The 17,937-nt window shown below is 44.2% G+C and carries 11 protein-coding genes and 1 pseudogene; 6 read left to right on the top strand and 6 right to left on the bottom strand.

The window, feature by feature from the left end; genetic code table 11:
* Nucleotides 1-242: 242 nt before the first annotated feature.
* Nucleotides 243-1,553 carry a vanadium-dependent haloperoxidase gene (locus ACKTT2_RS35675; RefSeq protein ID WP_407895720.1) on the top strand — a complete coding sequence of 437 codons (1,311 nt, stop codon included), beginning with the start codon at nucleotides 243-245 and terminating at the stop codon, nucleotides 1,551-1,553.
* Nucleotides 1,554-2,178: 625 nt separating this feature from the next.
* On the opposite strand, the gene psbA is transcribed toward ACKTT2_RS35675, so the two are convergent.
* Nucleotides 2,179-3,240 carry a photosystem II q(b) protein gene (gene psbA, locus ACKTT2_RS35670; RefSeq protein ID WP_407895719.1) on the bottom strand — a complete coding sequence of 354 codons (1,062 nt, stop codon included), beginning with the start codon at nucleotides 3,238-3,240 and terminating at the stop codon, nucleotides 2,179-2,181.
* 372 nt (nucleotides 3,241-3,612) lie between these two features.
* Between psbA and ACKTT2_RS35665 the strand changes: the two genes are divergently transcribed.
* Complete coding sequence (locus ACKTT2_RS35665; RefSeq protein WP_407895718.1) at nucleotides 3,613-4,128, top strand: GIY-YIG nuclease family protein; 516 nt, start codon at nucleotides 3,613-3,615, stop codon at nucleotides 4,126-4,128.
* Between the two features lie 27 nt (nucleotides 4,129-4,155).
* Here ACKTT2_RS35665 and ACKTT2_RS35660 read toward each other — a convergent pair whose 3' ends face one another.
* The 3 genes from ACKTT2_RS35660 to ACKTT2_RS35650 form a co-directional block, all read right to left on the bottom strand.
* Entirely contained in the window at nucleotides 4,156-6,993 is a 2,838-nt protein-coding gene (locus tag ACKTT2_RS35660) for a DUF3854 domain-containing protein (RefSeq protein ID WP_407895717.1), read from the bottom strand.
* Between the two features lie 2 nt (nucleotides 6,994-6,995).
* Nucleotides 6,996-7,292 (bottom strand): hypothetical protein, encoded by a 297-nt coding sequence (locus ACKTT2_RS35655; RefSeq protein ID WP_407895716.1) that lies wholly within the window; start codon nucleotides 7,290-7,292, stop codon nucleotides 6,996-6,998.
* A gap of 670 nt (nucleotides 7,293-7,962) precedes the next feature.
* The gene (locus tag ACKTT2_RS35650) at nucleotides 7,963-8,262 is read right to left on the bottom strand and encodes a hypothetical protein (protein ID WP_407895715.1); all 300 of its coding nucleotides are present in this window, start codon (nucleotides 8,260-8,262) and stop codon (nucleotides 7,963-7,965) included.
* 667 nt (nucleotides 8,263-8,929) lie between these two features.
* Here ACKTT2_RS35650 and ACKTT2_RS35645 point away from each other — a divergent pair.
* The gene (locus ACKTT2_RS35645) at nucleotides 8,930-10,102 is read left to right on the top strand and encodes a competence protein CoiA family protein (protein ID WP_407895714.1); all 1,173 of its coding nucleotides are present in this window, start codon (nucleotides 8,930-8,932) and stop codon (nucleotides 10,100-10,102) included.
* Nucleotides 10,103-10,149: 47 nt separating this feature from the next.
* On the opposite strand, the gene ACKTT2_RS35640 is transcribed toward ACKTT2_RS35645, so the two are convergent.
* Nucleotides 10,150-10,788, bottom strand: a complete 639-nt coding sequence (locus ACKTT2_RS35640) for a hypothetical protein (protein ID WP_407895713.1) — start codon at nucleotides 10,786-10,788, stop codon at nucleotides 10,150-10,152.
* A gap of 262 nt (nucleotides 10,789-11,050) precedes the next feature.
* Here ACKTT2_RS35640 and ACKTT2_RS35635 point away from each other — a divergent pair, with 262 nt between their 5' ends.
* Genes ACKTT2_RS35635 through ACKTT2_RS35625 form a run of 3 tightly spaced genes read left to right on the top strand, consistent with a single transcriptional unit; the run spans nucleotide 11,051 to nucleotide 16,918 of the window.
* On the top strand, nucleotides 11,051-12,301 hold the full coding sequence (locus ACKTT2_RS35635) for a restriction endonuclease-related protein (protein WP_407895712.1): 1,251 nt from the start codon (nucleotides 11,051-11,053) through the stop codon (nucleotides 12,299-12,301).
* Nucleotides 12,298-15,543, top strand: a complete 3,246-nt coding sequence (locus ACKTT2_RS35630; protein WP_407895711.1) for a pPIWI_RE_Z domain-containing protein — start codon at nucleotides 12,298-12,300, stop codon at nucleotides 15,541-15,543. The genes ACKTT2_RS35635 and ACKTT2_RS35630 overlap by 4 nt, the downstream gene beginning before the upstream one ends.
* On the top strand, nucleotides 15,533-16,918 hold the full coding sequence (locus ACKTT2_RS35625) for a pPIWI_RE module domain-containing protein (protein ID WP_407895710.1): 1,386 nt from the start codon (nucleotides 15,533-15,535) through the stop codon (nucleotides 16,916-16,918). Before ACKTT2_RS35630 ends, ACKTT2_RS35625 begins: the two co-directional genes overlap by 11 nt.
* A 382-nt stretch (nucleotides 16,919-17,300) precedes the next feature.
* Here the strand turns inward: ACKTT2_RS35625 and ACKTT2_RS35620 are convergent.
* Nucleotides 17,301-17,937: pseudogene (locus ACKTT2_RS35620) on the bottom strand (ATP-binding protein); the annotation flags it as partial.

The following is a 17,937-nucleotide window of genomic DNA, read 5'->3' as shown; positions in this document are numbered from 1 at the left end:
AAAGCACCCCCCAGGGTACTGTGAGAGTTTAGTGGCATTTTCTAGAGTGAAAATACAAACTTGACTAGCGCAATTAAAACACTAATTTACCAAACACTAATATATCAGGATTCTTCCGATTTATTTGTTGTTAGTGAGTTTTATTAGCCAAGATTCTACTAAATTGACATAAAACTCTCAAAAATTCACTTACATAAGTGTAAAATTAGCGCTTTCTCTTTAACTTTTACAGGAGTTTCACAATGGACGCTATATTGTTTTGGAATGATATTGCCTTAACAGCAGTAGCAAATGACCACACTGGATCGCCAGCACCTCTCGAACAAGGGGGACCAACCAGAACCTCACGAGCATTGGCAATTGTTCATGTCGCCATGTTTGATGCTTTTAATTCAATTGACCGTTCTTACACGCAATATTTAGCTTCTGTATCGTCGTCTAGTAGTGCATCTAAAGAAGCAGCTATTGCTCAAGCTGCGTTTGCAACCTTAGCAGCTTTATACCCAAGACAATTGGAAGTTTTCACTTCTAAGTTCAATGATTTTTTAGCATCAATTCCACCAGGAGAAGATCGCGATGAAGGCATTAATATTGGAGCTGAGGTAGCAGATCGCATTCTTGTCGATCGCCGCCAAGATGGTTCTCAAGCTGATATGCCATATATTGCAGGTATCTTACCAGGACAGCACCGTCCCGATCCGCTAAATCCCAATCAAGGCTTTACAACACCTCGTTGGGGAGGCGTCAAGCCATTTGCTTTACCAAGCGTCGTAGAGTTTCGTTCGGAAGCACCACCAGCACTTAACAGTGCTCGGTATACCCAAGACTTCAACGACGTAAAGGCGAATGGAGCACAGAACTCAACAACTCGCACGGCAGATCAAACCGAAATTGGCATTTTCTGGGCATATGATGGAACTCAAGGAATTGGGACACCACCCCGACTGTATAACCAAGTTGTGCGAGCGATCGCAGTTCAAGAAGGTAACGATCTCAGCGAAAATGCTCGCCTATTTGCATTAGTTAATTTGGCAATGGCTGATGCGGGAATTCAATGCTGGGATACAAAATATTTCTACAGCTTCTGGCGACCTATCCTTGCTGTTCGAGAAGCAGATGCAGGCAATAGCCCTACAGGACAAGGAGATGGTAATGTAAACACAGTCGGAGATCCTCTGTTCGTGCCGTTGGGAGCACCTAATACCAATGCACCACAAGGCAGTATAAACTTTACACCCAACTTCCCATCCTACACATCCGGACACGCTACCTTTGGCGCTTCCTTGTTCCAAACCTTAATACGTTTTTACGAAAGTGATACTATTTCTTTCAAGCTCATATCTGATGAATTTAACGGTATCAATAGAGATGTTGATGGGTCAGTAAGACCAATGCGCGAGCGAACATATGACTCCTTTACAGAGGCAATGTTAGAAAATGCTCGCAGTCGGGTTTATTTGGGAATTCATTACCAATTTGATGCTGATGAAGGAGTGAAAGCAGGAACAAGAATCGCCGATTATGTGTTTGACAATTATCTCAAGCTCGTATAAATGAGTTAGCTTTTTGTTAGTTATTATGTACTATTGAAAAGCATATACAATCGCACTCGAAGTTTTTTAGGCTTACGGGTGCGATCGTAACTTTAGGGACTTCCAAATAAAAAAATATCCAACTTTACTCTTGTGGTGCGGGCTTCTAGCCCGTCCCATGCTAGTGGCGAGCTAGAAGCCCGCACCACATTTTGGGGGAATTTATTTCTTGGACATCCCTTACTCAGAATTTTTATAAAGATTATTGTCAAGAGAAATTCCTTTATTGTTATCAGTGTTAATTTAGTGATTAAAGCTAATTACTTTTTTAACTAAGCATATTAGCTTAGCTTTTGTCATCTTTATCCAGTTTTTCCTTCATTTAGCAGGGAAAAAAGAGCAATGTATTGTATTGGAGATGATAGCTATGGGAATGGTTATATTGGTAGGTTGTTGTTTTTTATGGCTTATTGGCTTATCACTTCTAGCAGAAATCTGGTTTTTTGAAGAAGAACAAAATTTGTAACGAAAATTTAAGGACATTAAGGAAATTATAGATAACAAAAAAGCGCTCCTCTATGAGGAGCGACTTGTCTATCTAAACTTTAATTCAGCATTACTAACAAACTGACCGTGCTACCTAAACTTAACCGTTGATAGCAGGAGCTTCAACTGCTGCTAAGTCGAGAGGGAAGTTGTGAGCGTTGCGCTCGTGCATTACTTCCATACCCAGGTTGGCGCGGTTGAGGATGTCTGCCCAAGTACCGATCGCACGACCTTGTGAGTCAATCACGGACTGGTTGAAGTTGAATCCGTTGAGGTTGAACGCCATGGTGCTGATGCCCAGTGCGGTGAACCAGATTCCAACTACTGGCCATGCTGCCAAGAAGAAGTGCAAGCTCCGGGAGTTGTTGAATGATGCGTATTGGAAGATAAGCCTTCCGAAGTAGCCGTGTGCTGCGACGATGTTGTAGGTCTCTTCTTCTTGTCCGAACTTGTAACCGTAGTTCTGAGACTCGGTTTCGGTTGTTTCACGAACTAAGGAGGAGGTGACCAGAGAACCGTGCATTGCACTGAACAAGCTGCCACCGAAGACACCTGCTACACCTAATTGGTGGAAGGGGTGCATGAGAATGTTGTGCTCTGCTTGGAACACCAACATGAAGTTGAAGGTTCCACTGATTCCCAAAGGCATACCATCACTGAATGAACCTTGTCCGATGGGGTAGATCAAGAACACTGCTGTTGCTGCTGCTACAGGTGCGCTGAATGCTACGCAGATCCAAGGACGCATTCCTAAGCGGTAGGACAATTCCCACTCACGACCTAAGTAGCAGAAGACGCCAATCAGGAAGTGGAAAACAACTAACTGGTAAGGACCACCGTTGTACAACCACTCATCCAAGGAAGCTGCTTCCCAAATGGGGTAGAAGTGAAGACCGATGGCGTTGGAACTTGGAACAACTGCACCGGAGATGATGTTGTTGCCGTAGAGTAATGAACCTGCAACAGGTTCGCGGATACCATCGATGTCTACTGGTGGTGCTGCGATGAATGCGATGATGAAGCAGATAGCTGCGGAAAGCAGTGTAGGAATCATCAATACGCCGAACCAGCCGATGTAGAGGCGGTTTTCAGTGGAGGTGATCCACTCACAGAAGCGCTCCCACACATTTGCGCTTTGGCGCACCTGGAAGGTTGCTGTCATGATTTTATAATTGCGGTTGTTTTTTATGAATGAATCAGGCTTTTTGTGCGCCTGTCACTTTACTTTACAATCATTTACTGAACTTTACAATACCCCTCTATTTATTAGAAGTGATTTGAAATATTAGCTTGAGTTATGATTCATGAGTTGGCTGAGGCAGAGACAGATATCGCGTCCAAGTAGCACCCAAACAGGAATGTATCTACTTAAAGGGGACAACTACTTAATGCCCTGCGTCGGGGAGAGATTGCGTCCTTGCGGATTTGGTTTGATGCTATCTAATTCAAATTCGATTCTCAAAACCTTGGGCATACTAGTTTGGATACGACTCGCATCTACACGTTAGCCCCGATAGAAGGTTTTAATTAAACTATGGAAATCAACTGGCAAAGATTAAACCTAGACAATATCCCCGCAGTTTCTGGTATATACGCTTTCAAGTATAGTGAACGCTGGCTTTATATCGGCAAGGCTAATAATCTTTTAAAAAGACTGGGCACTCAGCACTTACCACTCCAATTTGCCTGCAAACACTTCCCAGACACCGAGTTTCTTTACTGTCTTTCAGACTCCCCATTAAGGCTGGAACGACAGTTACATAAAGAACTAAGTCCTGAATGGAACGGGGGCACATCCTTTGAGACTGTTTTATGGGAACAAATGTATGCGGCAACTGGGCTGCACTGCCAAAGCGGATACAATTTTCAGACCATCAAAGATGAACAAGCGTTCTGGCAAAATTTAGCTATTTATCACCCTGAACGGTTTGAAGCTTATTCTTCCAGACACTTGGAAGTGTTAGCTCAAGCAATCCGGGGACAGTATCACACGGGAAATAATCTCGAGAGCACTCAACTCCATGCGAAAGCAGCAATAAATTCACTGTGACGGCACTTCGTCTTGAGAGATGGTTAGCTAGCGGTGCTTACTCCACGGGGAAATTTCATCGGGGGTGTAAATCCTTGCCTCTCCCTGTTTTTTCCCACTCGCAATTATACAGTAAATATACTTATCTCCTACCTGAGTCACTTCCAAATACCTGCCTTTGTCTGGATGACTGTCGCGGGTTACTGTCACCTTTTGCCCTACCTCAAACCCGTGGATTGGGAGTGTTTCATTTGAGGGGAGAGGGGAACTGGTAGCGTTCTCCCCAACGGGTGCCTTTTGATCGCTCGAAGAGTTATCTATTTCGGGTGTGTAGACCTGTGTATTTAACTGCGTAGACCTCAAATCCTTGTCCTGAGAGGATTGTGTAGGAGTGTAGACCTGATGAGGGGGGACATCATCACCACAACTTTTTGATGTTTGTGCTGATGAGTCAACTTCTATTGGTGCTCTTGAAGATGTTTGATGAAAATTTTCTGCCCGCGATAAAGGGGGGGTTAAGCCTACACAGTCTACACTCTCCTTATCAGGTAAGGGTTTCCGGTCTACACAGGGGTCTACAGAGGGTCTACACACCCGAAACTCTTCTACATTCCCTCCTAAGCGATCGCTAATTCGGGGTGCAAGGTCATCTGAGTGTCTGAAACTGACGCCGTAAATTCGCCAGCCGTTGCCTTGTCTCACTGCCCTGACTCCGGACCAGCCAATTTCTCTACAAAGTTCTAAAAAGTGTCCTCGGAAGTTGTTACGAGAGAAGGGGGATTTTGAATTGTTGTCCGAGCACATCTGGAGGTAAGCACCATAGAGAGTGCTTCGATTGTTGCCTTCTCCGCCCAACGTGATGAAATCATTGGCGCTCTCAACCAAACATTCCTCCAGAAAAAGAGCTACCGAATCATTCTCGGTTTTGTGCAACCACTGCTGCCGTTTAAAATCTGGAATAGCTGCGTCACCAGTTCCCCGAATCAAATCCGTTACCTGTTGGTCTGGCATTGAGAGCGCTAGAGCCATGATTGCCCCTACCTCAGATTGCATTTTTTGCTCTATGCTTGTGTCCCTAGTGGGTAGTGCCACAGGAAAATCTACCAAGCACTCACGCCGAGCAATACCTGTTGTGTCTCCATAGAATTGATAGGAGTTACCTAGTATGACGATGCTGCCATAAAACTTACCGTTTGCTTGTGGCTTGTAAATTGGGCGATAGGGGATGCTATCACCTCCTGTGAGACTGAGCAACCCAGAGTAATCGCTCGCTTGTTTCTTCTCGTCAGGACAGATGACCAACTGCTTGTCGATGATTGCGGCAATGACGTTATCCTCTCCTAGCTTGTTAAGCTTGGCACTAGCACAATTGGGTTTGCCTACCATTGACTCCAGCAGCCGTGCGAATGCCCCTTTGCCCGCTCCAGGAACACCAATCAACAACACAAACATTTGCAAGTCGAAGAATCTGAATTTTAAAACTCCGTTGCAAATTGCCAACAGTTTGAGAACTTTTAGCGGGTCTCCTTGCTGGGAATGCATCGCCCAACTATAAAAGGTAGGGGAATTGATTCTCAGTTGTTCCAGCAGTGTAGATGTGGGGTCAATCGCCACCAGCTTGGGGTAATTGTGTTCCAAGCAGTTTGTAAAACCGAAGCCGGGGGAGTGAGAGTGAGTTTTACCCGTCTTTACCTCCAGCACGCAGTCATTAAAAGCAATCCACTCCATGCGGTTGAAGGTCATCCACTCCCGTTCTAGCAGTTCTACCTTGAGGAACTTCACCACGTTCTCAACATAAGAGAAAGTGCCATAATCAACGTTGGGCAACGCTTCCAAATCTCGGTAGACGGCTTGAGTAAACACTTCATCAGGAGCCGCCCTCCACACCTTATCCCAATGTCGCCACGTTTGGCGTTCTAGGTCATACTTCCACTGTTGCCGATAGCGTTCTACAAGTTCTTTGGCTGCACGCCTGGGGGGAAGTTTTTTCTGTAACTCTTGCTTGTCGCCGCGTGAAAACTGCCTTGACAGTTTGGCTACAGCCTCCTGATATACTGCGTCAAGAGCACCACTGCCATTGTTTACCACTAGGTCGTCAATTCCCTTCCCTGCTTCTGGGTTCCATACAATATCAGCTGTCTTACACCCAATTGATGTTAAAACTGTCCGTCGCCTTTTGTTGCCAGAAGCTACCGCTAATTTAGCTTTGTGCTTTTCATCTTGGTCGAATGCGGATAACCAGATACTACCGGGAAAGGCGAATTGCTCTAAGTCGGGGATTAAGCTCTTGACTATATTATCCCCGTCCTCATCTTTAGTCTTGACACCACAGCTACAACCATAAAGAGCGATGCCAACATATCCATTCGACAAAAGACATAGCCCTTTCTTGCCTCCTTCTGTGGTGACTCTTGGGATGTCGGTTTCTCTCAACCATTCCCAAAAACTCCCCTCAAGAGGAACTTCTATACCATATCGAGTAGCTATCCGCTTCCTAATATTTTCTGGTATTGGGGGCAGGAATGCGCGATCGCCTATGCCCTTGGGAGCTAAATAAGTGTAAGGGCGTTGTTTGCCCTCATCCCAAACACCGACAACGGCTTGCCAGATAGATCCGTCTTCATTTTTCAGAAGAGCAGCGTAGAATGGCTCGTTGGCTTGATGCCTAAAGCGCTTGTAATCCCAGTCGAGCGCTTCATGAATTGGGGCAACGACTTCTCCCCCATAGTCGCACTCGATATCTTGGTGAAATTCTACGCACGCTTCAAACAATTCGGGGTCAATGGCGCTACCTTCAATAAACATGGAGCGAACGAATTCTTGGAAGTCTTCAAAGCTCTCAAACCGATTGCGAGTGATTTGAGTTGTTTCAATTGCTACTACCATCTCTACCGCCCTCCCCTGAAAACAATGGCTTGACTTGTACCCGGAGCGATCGCGCCCAAAAGTTCTTCAACACGGGGCGAAACTTTCACACTCTCGACAGATTGACAGTGAACGTTGCACCACCTCGGGTCAAGTAAGCGCTTCTGGAATAGTTCTTTTCTGTGATGCGTGTCTTTCTGATGGGTTTTGGGCGCGATCGGGTTGCCAACGGTGGCATCTGACGCGATCGGGTCGAGCTTGGGTAATTGTGGTTGTAGCGTGTGGTCAGAGTTTCTTGAATTGTCAAGTGGGAAATTCATTTTTAGCTCCATTGCTTGAAATCGAGGCAATGTAGCGGGTTTGTGCGTCTTAATCTCTGGTATCTACTGCAAGATTGTCCTTTATCTCAGATTTCTTCTACAAGTTGCGATATTTTAAGTCATTTTAAAAAATCAAACGATGTGCGAAGAACAATATCACTTTCTTTCCAAAAAAATGGCAGCAGAAAGCGACAAGATTGACAGAACCTTGTAAGATAGTTTTAGGGATTATAAGCCCGCACAAATTCGCGAGGGACACTTTAGGCTAACCCGCAAGGAAGCCTTAAAGGGAAAAACCCCCACTCCGCAGGGCACCCGCCTCAGGAATACGGGATTCAGCTTACTTCCTGGAAAATCCTAACAGTACTCGGTTTCCGACTCCACTGACTGATTGGGTAACAGAAGAAGATTGAAAGCCCGTTTCTTGATTTGGTTGTAAAGAATATCATATCAGCGAAATAGCCGCCTTTTGTAAAAGGTGGCTATTTTAGCTGGAATTTTTTTTTGTTTGCTGTATTTCATGGCACTCACCTCCCGATTTAAGTTCGCTTCTATCTTTTAGCCAATCGATCCTATGCCATTAGTGTAGAAAATGGCATCTAGCACGGACGCCTGATTTTTTCAGGCAAAAAATCAGTATCAATCAATTGAGAAATAAAATTCCATTTCGTCAGCCATAGATTTCATCCTTAAAACTGGTTTGTTTGCCTTCAAAAACACAATCGTAGGGCAGTTCCTTGACTCCAGTTGGTTCAAAGTTTGTGTAGGGTGTGTAGACCTGTGTATTTAGCTGTGTAGACCTCAAATCCTTGTCCAGACTGGATTGTGTAGGAGTGTAGACCTGATGGGGGGGGACATCATCACCACAACTTTTTGATGTTTGTGCTGATGAGTCAACTTCTATTGGTGCTCTTGAAGATGTTTGATGAAAATTTTCTGCCCGCGATAAAGGGGGGTTAAGCCTACACACCCTACACTCTCCAAGTCTGGTAAGGGTTTCAGGTCTACACAGGGGTCTACAGAGGGTCTACACACCCTACACTCGCGATCGCTAATTCGGGGTTAGGGAGAACCAAGCAGGAAAAGCGAAGCAACAAAGTAGTATAATAACGTTGGTACGGCAAAGCGAAATTTCGTGGAGGCACGACCATTTACAGCAATTATCTATTGAGAAATTGCTAGTTTTCCTGGGGTTTCCGTAGACAAAAGTTTCTACGACTCATTGAGGACGCCAGTATGCCTGGGAACGTTGTGGAGCCTTTGGGTTTCATGGCGCAAGATTCCCCAACCATAATCTCCGATTTGGTTGGGGTGCGTTCAAGCGAGGGATGCTTTAGGCTAATCCGTAAGGAAGCCTTAAAGGAAACACCCCACTCCGAAGAGCACCCGCCCCCAAGAATACGGGATTCAGCTTACTTCTCGGAAAACCCTAGTGACCTCCCAATCTCCAAAGAAAGCTGTGAGTGCTAGCGCCAGGAAACTTCGGGTCAACAAATGGTTCAATCCGGTGGTACTCCCTCAATCTATAGCCCGGTTGAGGGATTGGGCGTTCTGACGAATCAAAATCTCAGCAGAACCTTTTTTGATACACTAGGAACTAACCCGCTTTCAACCAACAGTATCAAGCAGATTCCGCAATGTGGCTACAATACGGGGTAAGTGAAGATGGAGCGCTTGTTTTCATTGATGACGTGCCAAAGGGCAAGACTCAACTGCACTGTCCGTACTGTGGGGGCGATCTCACTGCCAAAAAAGGCACTCGAAAAGAACACCACTTCGCTCACTCAGGGGAAACCTGTCGGGAAGTTTCGCGCTCAACTGACATACATACACTACCACTCTTCGATAAATTTCACCTAGAACTTACAGGCAAAGAACTCGAGCAGTTGGAGAAGTTTTGGAAAAAAGGTTACTGCTCGATGATCCGCACTTTAGAAAGCCAAAAATTACTGCAACGGAACGAGTACGCGGGTAAATTTGGGAGATACGAGTTAACCAAGCTAGGCAAAATCCCCTTGGGTCAATTGTCGCTGCAACTGTTCAACGAAATCCAAGAACCGTTGATTGAAAAAAAACTCCGTGACTTACAGAGATCGGTACTTGATGCCTATGATGCCGATTCTCCACTGCTTGTTGAAAAACTAACCGACCTCAAAATCTACAGAGCACAGCTTCAACGCATACTCGCCAATACCCTCTACTTTCTGTTGATACAAGCTTCGGGAGAAACTTTCTACAAAATAGGAGTGACTCGCCGCCCGGTTCAAGAGCGAGTTACAGAGATACAAAACCAGTTGCGCTCTCAATTTCAACAAGTCACTATCAAAACCTTGGGGACTTGGGAACACAGAGGTAATGTGGAACTCTATTTCAAACACAGATACCGAGATTTCAACTATATACACGGCACGTCAACTGAGTACTACAAGTTTGATGAGGCGACGAGTGTATTGATGGACTTGCGGCGGATGAAACCCAAAGTCCTGACTGAAGTGGAGACGGGCATTCTCAACGGCGAACCGGATCAAGTGGAAGTCGGAATCCAAGCCGACCAGAAAGCAACCCAACGTTCCCAGGCAATTAGGACGGGGATGAGCAGGGCAAAACTTTGGGGAACTCATGTCGGTCGCCCAACTGAGACAGATGAAGATTTCTTGCAAAAACCCTCTTCTCAAAAAGTCATCTCTGCACTTTATGAAGGACTGTCTTTGAGGAAAGCAGCCGAGAGAACAGGTGTTGCCCTGAATACGGTTCAAAAGGTCAAGAAGCTGCTCCTAGAGCAAACCGGAGTAAACCACAAGCCATTTTGAGAGAGCTTCATCCAAGCCAATCGCTTTGTTGAAGGTGCTTCTTGAATTTACTGGCTGATAGGATGATACAAACCATCATCCTTATACCGCCAACCCGTTTTACTTGTATCCCGACCTCGAGACCACTTCTCAAACTCGACTTCGCTCAAACTTTTCCTTTGTTTGATTAGGGTGGATACATCAACTGCCAATCGGCGAGCTAAATTTTCTTCAGTAAAGGGCTGAAGTTCGAGAGCTTGCGGTACGTAGGGATTATTGTACGGTGTTCTGTATCCCTTTCTTTGACCGTACTGTTTCTGCACAACGGCTGATTCCAGTATGGTGAGCTTGAGTGTAACGGCTTCGAGTTTCTGTTCCAAACTGCCCAAGGATTTCTCTAACTTTGCTATCGATTTGCTGTCAGTCGAGCGATAGCGAAGCGCTGCTGCCGGAGGCAGATCGCTGTCAGCCAATCGGGATTCCAATTCTTCTACCCTTTCGACTAACTGTCTTACTGCTTCACTATCAGTCCCAAAATCGATATCACTATTGCTATCAAGATTTGCTATCAAATCCTGTAACCCTTGAAGCAGGGCTTTGGTATGACCTTCCCGGTGCAGTCGAGCCAACTCCTTCACCACCGGAATCAGCACGGTGGGGACGCGGAGCATTTGACTGGGTGGGAACTGTTTCTCTTGAGATTTCAACGCTGACCTACCTTGATAGCATTGTTGCTTGCAATCATGCTATCAGAATAGGGCTACCAAAATTCAAACCATTGTTGAGTCACCAGCTTCTATCCGTACCAACCTCATGGGCATCTACCTTAATAAAGCGGTAGTCCATATCCGCCTAGTAGTTTGAACTCGAACCCTCGAATAATATTTAAAATTTTTTATATTTTTCTGCACACAAATCGTTAATTGTTAGTTACTATTATAAAAAATTCAATTTTTAGGATAGTAAATCGTGGTCAGACTCGATCTACCCACACTTGAGCAAATTTCTGCGGGTCTAATCAAGGTTCAAGCGCAGCGAGGGAAACTTTATCCTTACCCTCAAGACTTGCAACTGGGTTACGACAGAGTAGTTTTGGCGTTTCTAGTGGGTGGTAAAGCTCTTGATGTACCGAAGAGTGTTCCGGAGTTTTACGAGCTCTGCGAACAGCCCTTTGAAGAATGGGGAGTGGAAATTGACGACGAAATAGACTCAAGCGACTCTTTGCTTTTTTTGGGAGAACCTACAGAATTAACGATTGAATTAGCAGAAGCTTTTGGCGGGAGTGTACTGAGCCAAGAGCAAACGAAAATTGCAACAGCATTACTGCAACACTGTCAGTCACACCCACAAGGGGTACAAATTTACACCAAATTCCGAAGGTTTATTATAGAGCATCCCGTTTTGTCGAACCAGGAGTTTGTAGAAGCAAAAGGGTATTTTGGACTGGGGGTTGGGTTGTCGGATTTGTTAGATGAGTGCTACGAACCTGTACCCAACTGCTACGAGTTAGAGGGAAACTTCTATGCCTGCCCGTACTGTCATGCGCTGGCTGGAGTAAATTCGCAATCCGCTGTCATTGCAAACTCTAGCTGTAACCGTTGTCCACCCGGACGCAGGCTTAAGCGCAAAGTAAAATTACCAAGTGACTGCCTAAAACTCAAGCGTGGCATCGAACGCTTTTGGTTTTACCCCGGACGTGCGGAAATTCAACTCTTTAATAAGTTAGTAGACTTGGGGTTGAAAGTTGAACTTTATCCAGAGTGCGATCGCTATGATTTGAGAATTACGTTTACTGATGGCGAGGTATGGGCACTTGATTTGAAGGATTACTCTAATCCCTATCTATTAGTAAGGAATTTAGGTGATGAACCAATACCGAGCGAACCATCTTGGGATGTTGCGTATATTGTCATCCCTGCGGAGCGGAAAAAAGACCGTCCTGCTTATTTGAAAGAACTAAAATCACGATGGCGGTGGGAGAATGTTAAACCCGTCTTCGACGATGCAGTTTTTGCACTAGCCAGGAAAAAAGCGGGTGTGGTGAGAGAGGACGTGCAAGCCAGCGACACTAGCGCTCTCAGTGATACAAATCTTACGGATAGTAATCAAAGCGACACTGGTGAAGAGGGCGATACACGTCCTACTAAAAGTAAACGGGGTGAGGAGAAAAGTACGAAGCGCAGTAAAAGTCCCACTAAAAATAAGGGAAGAAAGACATGAGAGAAACAAGGTCTTGGCGCTACAAAGCTACAAAATCCCTGCAAAAACAAACAGATTTACATAAAGACCAAATTGAAGCGTTGCTCGATTTGGAACTATGCCTGTTTGCTATCGAAAAGTTAGGTGTTACTTCAGAACTTGAAACAGCAATTTCTGTATGGCTACTAATATCCAATCGATTTTATCTGTTTCCGCGATTAGCTTCGTTGATACAGACAACAGAAGCGAAGAGAACACTATTTAATCTTAGGCAATTGGTTCCCTACTTGACCAACCAAGATGTCACAGAACAGTTGATAAAAGTATACAGCCAACTTCCCTCAAAGTACCGAGCCTACGATGTTGATGATAAGACTTACCGGTTCTCCCGAAAATCCATGCCTTCTATCTGGGGCAACCGTTTTGAGGTTTTTGAAGACTTGCTTGGTAATAAACTAAAATATCGCCAGCGAACTGTTAAATATGCCGAGCCAGGTAAAGAATATCGCTTTCGCTCTGGAGAAAACACTTACAGCGTCAGAATTCCAGAGGATTTGCCCTTATGCCAAGGCAAGATTATATCAGTACACCGCGAGAATAATAAAGCAATCTCTGTCACACGTCTTGAAATGGAGTCAGCTGCAAATCTTTTAGATAAATGCTGCGGGAAAAACCATAAAGGGCGTTTGCAGGATATCATCCTTGAGCATTTTCAAGGCATGGGTTTTGTAAAAAGTGACACAATAGTGTTCGACGGAGTGAAAAACTTAGTTGGGCTGCTAAATGCAGGTAAATCGACACTAATTGATATTTTGACTGTAGCGGTAGCAAAAAAAGGACACCGAGTTGGCATTGTTTTTAACGAAGTTGTGACCTGCCTAAGAATGGCTTGTCTGCTTAAAAAAGTCGGTTTACGAGTATCGGTAGTCATTGGTCAAAGGAGTCGAAAAGTTCATCTTGAGAACTGGCATAGTGTAGATGGTGGAATGGATGGCTTCACGCACTTATCTACAGCTTGTCCCTTAAGCCAATACTTTCAGCCCTCAAATCCTCCTTCCCCTCCATGCTTCGATTTAAGAGAAGTAAAAAATTCGGACGACAGTGATAACAGTACCAGCAATACTAATAGTGATGGTGGTAGCACCAGTAATAGCAACGGTAATGATAATGGGGATGGTGTAAGAGTTTGTCCTCTGATTGGGCAGTGTCCTCGACACCAAGACGCTAACGAACTGGCAGACTCAGATGTCATTTTGACTACAGTAGCTGCAGCGATATTTACTCGTCCGCTACCGCACGTAAGTCCGCAATCAATTACTTACTATGAACTGATGTACCGCACTTGCAGCGTCGTGTTTTTCGACGAATGCGACAAGGTGCAATCTAACCTCGACTCAACATTTTTACCCGCAATCAAACTAATTGAGAGGGGGAGTAATGGATTTCTCGACCAAGTAGTAACATGGACGAGAGCAACTAAGCTGCGTAATTCCAGAAACGACCTACGGCAGCTGACTTTTGGGCAGTTCAATCATGCTCTGCAAAATGCTGATGCGCTTGTTGATAATATCTGCACGCAATTGCAACTGTCCCCAGAAGAAAGTGAGTGGCTAGCAGAGAAATTCTTTACCTGTTCGTCTCTAGCTAGATATTTTGTATTAAAAATTGCCAAAGCTGAGGGCATAGATACTGAGTCATCTACTTTCATTCTTGATAAAAATCCTATTTATCAGGAGTTAGCTGATTTCCTGCTAGGCGATTGGAAAAACTCCTGGCTTGCTGAGTATGCAATGAGACTAAAGAGTGAAAACTACCAAGAACAGCAGGAAACAATTGCAAAGATACAAAATGAACTTACTAAAAAAGGCTGGCTGAAGGCAATTAAAGATAAGTGGGAATTTTGTAGCAAGTTTGCATTGTTCCTAAAATTAGTCCTTTTCGTGTCATTTTTTCAACAAGCAATCAAAACTGCATACGGGCTTGAACAACAAGTAGACGGAGCCGACGAAATCGTTTTCTTCAACCGCATTCCACGGGACTTTTACGGGCTAATACCGGGGCTAGCATCCGGTTTAGTTTGCGGGTTCAAGCTGGAACGGCAGGAGAATCAATTGACACTTTGGTACTTCCAAGCACTGGGGCAAGGGCGCTGGCTGTTGGAGAATTTTTCCCATGTATTTGCCCTAGAAGGTACCCAAGGAGCGCACGCTTTGTTACTAAGCGGTACAAGTTGGGCGGGGCTAAGTCCTGAATATCATGTCGAACGCCAAGTTGATTACTTGCTACGTCCAAAGGTTAAGAAGGCTATAGAGGCGATTTCTGAAAGTAGTTTTCACTTCTCCCCTTGTTTTTATCCTGATGGTCAACCCGTGCGCGTTTCTGGGGCAATAGGGGCAACAAGTAAGGAAGAGGGGTTGTTGCAAATAGTACGTTCCTTACTTCGTCAAACCGACATTTTGCAACGTGATTTTGATGCGCTACCTGAAGGTAGGAAGCGTTTAATTTGGTATGTCAATAGTTACGAGCAAGTTGATTTCGTTTACAAGATTATTCCAAGTATTGATACTAGCTCGTATTGGAAAGAGCGGGTAGCAGCTTTAATTTCGCGATCGCCACTTGAGGAAATTGACGAATCTTTGATTTCTCGCAGTAATGTTGAAAATTTTGCTGATACTAATCGAGCGATTTTGATTGCACCGATAGCAGCGATTGGGCGGGGTAAGAATATTTTAAACGAGGAAGGGCTGAGTGCATTTGGAGGAGCATATTTTCTGGTTCGTCCGCATCCCGCACCCGATGACCTCGATTATAAATTTCGACTGGCATTGTGGAGAGAAAGAAAAGCTATAGCAAAAGAGAGGGAAGGAAACTTTATTGAGGTTTGCGACTCTTGGCGTAGCGAAGGCTATGGCATCTTTCTCAAAAGTCTTGACACAGAGTTGCGGTATTCCTACAAGGGGCTATCCAAAGAAGTACGCGAAGGACTGATTTGGAGTTTGATGGTGCTTACCTGGCAAGCTATTGCCCGAACAATTCGCGGCAACCAGCCAACCTTAGTTCGTTTTATCGATACAGCATGGGCACCAAACCTTGCTGATAAAAAGCCTGAAACTGAACAAGATTCCTTACTTAAAGGATTTAAGTACGTTCTGCAACCGTACTTTGCCAAAACCAGAACAGGCTTTGATGCTCGCGACATCGCGCTAGTGCGATCGCTTTACGAACCGTTTTACCGTGCTTTGGAGAAAATAGATGGCATCTAAACCTAATTCGATACAATTGTTTGCTCTGCAAGTTCCGGCACAGATATCACTGCCGTTTAAGTTATACTCACTAATCGTTCCACAAGATTGGAAAAAATTACTTAACAAATTGCAACAACGGAAGAATGGGAAAAGTTACATTTCGCTACCAGTAGAGTGCCTTAATCATGCACTTCAACTTTTATTAGACGATGAAATTTTATTCCCTTCTAAAAATGCATTTAAGTTGACATCAAATGCTAATTGGCTGTATACCAAAACTGACAATGTGTCCACTAACTACATTGCAAATGTTGTCAAAACATGGTTACGAATTTCTCTTCAAAATGCTAAAGATTTGACAGAAGCTGATATTGCAGAAATTAATTCACTATCTGGTGATGATTTGCACTTTGAGGAAGTACAACTTCCGGAAAAAGTGTGGGAGCTTGAGGATGGTCAGTTAAAAATTAACCCGTTATACTACAATCTGATCCCGTATCTTTTAGCTAGTGCAATAGCATCTGAACCCCTCAAACTCATTGATCCCACGACTGGCAAGGTATTCAAAGAAGTAGTTTTTCGCTCTTGTGCTGTTGATAATGGTGACGTTGCAGAACTTATTAGCTGGGCACCGGAATTAGAAATTAAAGAGGTGACAAATAAAGAGACGAGTAAAAAGAACAAGACAACGCATAATTACTCTTACCTTATAAACTTTGCGCTTCACTATACCGCCGATGGAAAACCATACGTAAGTTGTAATTATGGTATACGGCGTTGGGTAAATTGGGAATTAGGCTTTTTATCTTCGCGTGTAACAGTTTATGTCAGTCCAACAAATTCTACAAGATTTGCACCCTGTCAATTAAAATTCGTGAAAAAGAAAAAGGATGCTCATGATAAGAAAAATGGTGACAAGAAAAAAAATATTGATTTTGAAGGGCATCTCGCACGTTTAATCAGCGAACTTAACTTCCGAGATAAGTTTACAGCTTTAGAAGTAATAAATAATCCCTGCAAACAAGATGACCTCGCCTGGGGGATAGTATACAACAACACCATGTCTCATTCGCACAATGCTGGGGCTGGATTATTTCCTCAAGACATTGAGATATTTTATAACTGTTGCAGAGAGAAAATACAAAAATTTTTTGGGGACGCATTTCCCACTATAGAAACTTACACACGTTGCGATAACAAGCAAGCTGTCGAAAAAACTAGCACTGAATATAAAGCATTAGGAAAGTTCATCAAATCACATTTTGCTGTTGAAAGCGAAGATATTCCATTCTATATCCCGCCAGATTTGAGACTTATTTTATTATCACAAACTACTGCTTCCAATAAATTAATTCACGCACTCGCATCCAAATACAGCATCAATATGATTTGAATCATAAAATGAACTTTTAACTCACAATATGCTTCAGAAAGTATCAACCATTTTATGCTTCATAAATCAGCGTCAAAGTAGAACACATCTTCCATGTAATACACGGTCAGGGATAAACTAACGGTGTATTACACGGTAGAGTTTATGCTCAGACCGGATATTCAAGGGACGTTTGCGCTTAAAAACGATGATTCCACCGAAGCTCTGGGCATAGCGGCAGAGTGCTTCGGGTGTACCCGAGCAGACTACGAGTAAGAAATAGTAAAAAATCACCTTTCACCATGTATTACACGGAGGGAGAACTGAAAAGTCCGAATGGTTTTCCATGTATTACACGGTAGGGGGAGGATTTTATAGCTCTTTCCAATGAATTTTTCGATGTTCACTGTTGTCCTACAGTATCTCGTTTGGGTTTGCGTTGTCCGACACGCCCCGAAGACTTTTTAGGCGTTGGCTGTTGAGAGGGCGTTTCATCTGTCTTCTGTGCATCCGTGGGAGGTGAGGTAAGATTTGTTTCCAGTGGTGTCTCAGTAATGGAAGAATCAGCTTGTTTTGTCTTCTTACGAGTTTGTTTTTTCTTAGGTGCTGGCTCTATGGAAATTTCACTTGGTGTCGCTTTATCTGTTTCATCATCGCTCTCCTTGGCAGACTTTTTACGAGTCCGTTTCGCTGCTTGCGCTTGTTTGTCAGATTTCTTTGGCGATGCCGCCGCTTTTGGTACAGATGTCGAACCCATACCTATCTGTAGTAAATGCCACAAATGTTCACGGCGACTTTCCATGTAAGAGAGTTTTTGTTCTCCCTCAGTGGTATCCAAAGCCATGCGCTCACATTGGGCTAGTGTGAGCGTATGTTCATGCAGTCGTTCTAAACTCAGAGTATCATGACCATCATGCAATGCTGCTGCCACAGCCCGGATGAGCCAGTCCTTGAGTACCCCAACACAACCAATGGAACGCTCATAAAAATAAAGCCAATGCTGCATTAGCTCCTTGACATCAACATTCATAGGTACTTGC

The organism is Scytonema hankhaensis NUACC26, assembly GCF_045865695.1.
GTDB lineage: Bacteria > Cyanobacteriota > Cyanobacteriia > Cyanobacteriales > Nostocaceae > Scytonema.
This window is presented reverse-complemented; position numbering and strand designations above follow the sequence as displayed.